Origin of the sequence: Streptomyces plumbidurans (genome assembly GCF_019857225.1) — a bacterium.
Lineage (GTDB): Bacteria > Actinomycetota > Actinomycetes > Streptomycetales > Streptomycetaceae > Streptomyces > Streptomyces plumbidurans.
In genome coordinates this window covers 1-4463 of record NZ_JAFJSY010000127.1, presented here as the reverse complement: position 1 = coordinate 4463, position 4463 = coordinate 1, and the positions used below count along the sequence as shown (strand labels likewise).

The 4463-nt window shown below is 72.0% G+C and carries 7 protein-coding genes; 3 read left to right on the top strand and 4 right to left on the bottom strand.

All coding sequences use genetic code 11. The features are described 5' to 3' along the window. From JYK17_RS38910 to rimP, 4 genes are all read right to left on the bottom strand, one after another. A partial coding sequence (locus JYK17_RS38910) for a translation initiation factor IF-2 N-terminal domain-containing protein (protein ID WP_222812247.1) occupies nt 1–286 on the bottom strand: 286 nt, incomplete at its 3' end. Between the two features lie 146 nt (nt 287–432). Beyond that, complete coding sequence (locus JYK17_RS38905) at nt 433–711, bottom strand: YlxR family protein (RefSeq protein ID WP_181362675.1); 279 nt, start codon at nt 709–711, stop codon at nt 433–435. 101 nt (nt 712–812) lie between these two features. Further along, nucleotides 813–1811, bottom strand: coding sequence for a transcription termination factor NusA (gene nusA, locus JYK17_RS38900; RefSeq protein ID WP_108016027.1), 999 nt, complete (start codon nt 1809–1811; stop codon nt 813–815). Nucleotides 1812–1813: 2 nt separating this feature from the next. Continuing rightward, the gene (gene rimP / locus JYK17_RS38895; RefSeq protein WP_108016028.1) at nt 1814–2323 is read right to left on the bottom strand and encodes a ribosome maturation factor RimP; all 510 of its coding nucleotides are present in this window, start codon (nt 2321–2323) and stop codon (nt 1814–1816) included. A 205-nt stretch (nt 2324–2528) separates the two neighbouring features. Between rimP and JYK17_RS38890 the strand changes: the two genes are divergently transcribed. From JYK17_RS38890 to JYK17_RS38880, 3 genes are read left to right on the top strand one after another with little or no spacing between them, the layout of a single operon-like run. Then, nucleotides 2529–3053 (top strand): hypothetical protein, encoded by a 525-nt coding sequence (locus JYK17_RS38890; RefSeq protein ID WP_222812246.1) that lies wholly within the window; start codon nt 2529–2531, stop codon nt 3051–3053. After that, on the top strand, nt 3050–3517 hold the full coding sequence (locus tag JYK17_RS38885) for a ferritin-like domain-containing protein (RefSeq protein WP_108016030.1): 468 nt from the start codon (nt 3050–3052) through the stop codon (nt 3515–3517). Before JYK17_RS38890 ends, JYK17_RS38885 begins: the two co-directional genes overlap by 4 nt. Nucleotides 3518–3543: 26 nt before the next feature. Next, complete coding sequence (locus JYK17_RS38880) at nt 3544–4443, top strand: aminoglycoside phosphotransferase family protein (RefSeq protein ID WP_108016031.1); 900 nt, start codon at nt 3544–3546, stop codon at nt 4441–4443. Nucleotides 4444–4463: the final 20 nt, after the last annotated feature.

Here is a 4463-nt window from a genome sequence, read left to right as displayed (position 1 = left end):
TCTCGGCGGCGGCCGGCTTGGGGGCCGGCGGGCGCGGGGCAGCCGGACGGGCGGCCTGCGCGGGAGAGGGTGCCGCCGGCCTGGCCGGGGCAGCCTTGCGTGCGGGGGCGGGCTTGCCGCCTCCGTTGCCCTGCTGGAGGGCGTCCGTCAACTTGCGGACAACGGGCGCTTCGATGGTCGAAGACGCCGAACGGACGAATTCACCGAGTTCCTGGAGCTTGGCCATGACGACCTTGCTCTCAACCCCGAACTCCTTGGCGAGTTCGTATACCCGGACCTTAGCCACTTCGCTCCTTTTAGGTCCGGGTGCGTCCGGACCGTCGCTACTTCATGGGCGTACTCATCGCGTGCTCATCGAGTGCTCATCGCAATCTCGACCTACTTCCAACTCGCGGGGTACCAGGGCCGCACGGGGGTTCCGTACGACGCGTCTTACGGTGTTGCCTGCTCGACATAGAGGCGCAACGCCTTTGTGTCGAGCGCTCCCGGGGCGCGCAGCGCCCGCGTGAACGCCCGGCGGCGTACCGCCAGGTCGAGACAGACCAGGGCGGGATGCACATACGCACCCCGGCCGGGCAGCGTACCGCGATGATCGGGGACGCATTCACCCTCGATCGCCACGATGCGCAGCAGGTCCTTCTTGGCCGCTCGCTGCCTGCACCCCACACAGGTGCGCTCAGGGCATGCGCGGGCTCGCGTCCGGCCAGACACTCCTAAGTCTACCTCCCCGTAGCGACCTCACCCCTTCGGGGCAAAAATCGAACAGCTCCGCGCACACAACTGTCGTGATCTCAGCCACGGACGGCTCGGATCTATTCCCCGCGCTGCTCCGGGGCCTGCTCGGTGTCCGGGCGGATGTCGATCCGCCAGCCGGTCAGCCGGGCCGCGAGCCGGGCATTCTGCCCTTCCTTGCCGATCGCCAGCGACAGCTGGTAGTCCGGCACCGTCACGCGCGCGGAGCGGGCGGCGAGGTCGACGACCTCGACTTTGGAGACCCGCGCCGGCGACAGCGCGTTCGCCACCATCTCGGCCGGGTCGTCCGACCAGTCGACGATGTCGATCTTCTCGCCGTTCAGCTCGCCCATCACATTGCGCACCCGGCCGCCCATGGGGCCGATGCAGGCGCCCTTGGCGTTCAGGCCCGAACGGGTGGAACGGACGGCGATCTTGGTGCGGTGGCCCGCCTCGCGGGCGATCGCGGCGATCTCCACCGAGCCGTCGGCGATCTCCGGCACCTCCAGGGCGAAGAGCTTCTTCACCAGATTGGGGTGGGTGCGCGAAAGGGTGACGGAGGGGCCGCGGACGCCCTTGGCCACTCGTACGACGTACGAGCGCAGTCGCAGTCCGTGCGGATACGTCTCGCCCGGCACCTGCTCCTGCACCGGCAGGATGGCCTCGAGCCGGCCGATGTCCACGAGCACGTTCTTCGGGTCGCGGCCCTGCTGGACCACTCCGGTGACGATGTCGCCCTCGCGGCCGGCGTACTCGCCGAGCGTCGCGTCGTCCTCGGCGTCGCGCAGCCGCTGCAGGATGACCTGCTTTGCGGTGGTGGCGGCGATACGGCCGAAGCCGGACGGGGTGTCGTCGAACTCGCGGGCCTCCTGGCCCTCGTCGAGGTCGTCGGGGTCCTCCTTCGCCCACACGGTCACATGGCCGCTCTCCCGGTTGAGCTCCACGCGCGCGTGGCGGCGGCTTCCCTCGGTGCGGTGGTAGGCGATGAGGAGGGCCGACTCGATCGCCTCGACCAGCAGGTCGAAGGAGATCTCCTTCTCCCGTACCAAGCCCCGCAGGGCACTCATGTCGATGTCCACGGCTACGCCTCCTCTTCCTTCTGATTGGGCTCGTTGTCCTTGCGGTTGAACTCGACCTGCACGCGCGCCCTGTCGACCTCGGAGAAGGCGATTCTGCGGCTGGTGGGCCTGCGGCCCTTGACGCCGGGCACCTCGAGGTCGAGGCCCTCGTCGTCGACCTGCAGGATCCTGGCCACCAGTTCCCCGCCGGGGCTCAGCTGGAACTTCACCAGGCGGCCCACCGCGCGCACATAGTGCCGGTGTTCCTTGAGGGGGCGCTCCGCGCCCGGGGTTCCGACCTCGAGGGTGTACTCGCCCTCGCCCATCGCGTCCGTGTCGTCGAGCTTCGCCGAGAGCGCACGGCTCACATCGGCGATCTGGTCCAGGTCGGCACCGGAGTCGGAGTCGACGACGACGCTCAGCACGCGCTTGCGCCCTACGGAGTCCACTGCGATCTCTTCGAGATCCAGCCCCTGGGCGGTGACGAGCGGTTCCAGGAGCTCTCGCAGCCTTTCGCTCTGGGTGGTGCTCATCCGGGTGACTCCTCGGCCGCGTGTGCTGTTGTGGGAAGGTCGCGTGTCTGGTCAAAGGGTATCCGGTCGCGGAGGGTGTTGCGTCCGCCTCCGGAGGCGGGGACGCCGGTCGATCCGGTGACGTCAAGTGGGCCACTTCGCGGGTACCGTGATCAACGGCGGTTACCGCCCATGTGTTCGTACGCACCCCCCGAGGACGTCAGCCGTGTCGTACCCCCTACGCTCTTCGGTCCCCTCGGGGCCACGCAGAAGGTCCCTGCTCGCCTCGGTCGCCGGTGGCGCCCTGCTGGCGGGCTGCTCCGACGGGTCCGGGGGCTCCGAGGAGAGCACCTCCGGCAGCCAGTCGGTCACCCGGAAGGCGCGGGCGCTCGCGGCGCGGGACAGCGTGGGGCTGCTCGGGCGCTACGACGCCGTGATCGCCGCGCATCCGGCGGTGGCCGGGCGACTGGGGCCGCTGCGGGCCGAGGTGGTGCGCCATGCGGAGGCGTTCGGCGGGACGGTCACGAAGGGCGCCACCGGGACGCCGGCAGCGCCGTCGCCGTCCGGCGCCCCGCCCACGCCGACGACCGAGAAGGCCGCACTGTCCGAACTCGCCGCCGCCGAACGGACCCTGTCCGACCGCCGCCTGACGGCCCTCGCGGACCTGCCGCCCGAACTGGCACGACTGCTGGCCTCGGTGGCGGCAGCCGGCGCGGCACACGCGTATCTGCTGACGGAGGACGCACGGTGAGCGACAAGACGGACAAGCAGCGGCTGACGGCCCTGCAAGCGGCGCTCGCCGCCGAGCACGCCGCCGTCTACGGGTACGGCGTCGTCGGCGGGCGGATCAGCGAGGGGCGGCGGGCTCAGGCGCGCGCGGCCTACGACGCGCACCGGGCCCGGCGGGATGCGCTGACTCGGGAGATCCGGGATCTGGGGGCGGTGCCGGTGGCGGCGGCGGCCGGGTACGCGTTGCCGTTCGCGGTGTCGGACTCGGACGACGCCGTGCGGTTGGCGGCCGAGTTGGAGGACCGGGTGGCCGGGGTCTACTCCGACCTGGTGCGGGCCACCGGGGGCGAGCAGCGGCGCTCGGCCGCCGAGGCGCTGCGGGAGGCGGCGGTGCGGGCGGTGCGCTGGAACGGCGAGAGCGTAGCCTTCCCTGGGCTCGCCGAGCGGGCGGCCACGGCCTCCGCCTCGCCGACGCCCACGGCGTGACCCGTACTGAAGGGAACGACTCGCGTATGGCTTTCGAACCGCCGCAGCGTCTGGTCAGGGCGCTCGGCGAGACGGCACCCCAGGGCGACGACTGGCTGGAGAAGCTGCCCGAAACGGCGCAGCAGGCCGTCGCGCTACGCGAGTTGACCGTGGAGCGCGTGCAGGTGCCCGGCGGACGCAGCAGCCTGGTCGTGCTGGTGCGCCGGCCGGACGGCACCCCCGCCGTACTGAAGCTCGCCCCGCCGCGGGCCCGCCCGGAGAGCGAGCGGGCCGCGCTCGCGCACTGGGACGGTCTGGGTGCCGTACGGCTGTTGGAGCCCCGCACCACGGAGGGGGTGCTGCTGCTGGAGCGGCTGCATCCGGAGGTGTCGGTGCGGTCGCTGCCGGAGGCCAAGGCGCTGCTGGAGGCGGCGGGCACGCTGCGGCGGCTGTGGGTCGAGCCCCCGGCCGGGCACCCCTTCGAGACGGTGGCCGAGCGGACCGGGCGGCAGGCCGAGGCGATGCGGGCGACGGTGCCGGAGTTCGGTGAGGTCGCGTCGTTGGTCGACGCGGCGGTGGAGGCACGCGGTTCGCTGCTGGCGGCGCCGCCCGAGGAGCGGCTGCTGCACGGGACGTTCCGGCAGAGCAAGGTGCTGGCCGGGGAGCGGACGCCGTGGCTGGCGGTCGGGCCCGATCCGGTGGTCGGTGAGTGCGCCTTCGACCTGGCGCGGCTGGTGCGCGACCGGGTGGAGGATCTGATCGCCACGCCGTCGGGGGCGGCGACGACGCGGCGGCGGGTCAAGCGGCTGGCGGAGTCGCTGTACGTGGATCAGGAGCGGCTGCGGGGGTGGACGTTGTTCCGGGCCGTGGAGTCGGGGGTGCGGGCGCTGCGGGTGGGGCGCTCGAAGGACGCGGAGCTTTTGCTGGAGTTTGCCGCCTGGCTCTGAAGTGGTGCGTCGGGCGCGGG

Bases quoted from the DNA above. Each gene is read 5' to 3' on its own strand.
- rimP (WP_108016028.1), bottom strand. From the start codon at position 2,323: ATGAGCACCACCCAGAGCGAAAGGCTGCGAGAGCTCCTGGAACCGCTC.
- JYK17_RS38880 (WP_108016031.1), top strand. From the start codon at position 3,544: ATGGCTTTCGAACCGCCGCAGCGTCTGGTCAGGGCGCTCGGCGAGACG.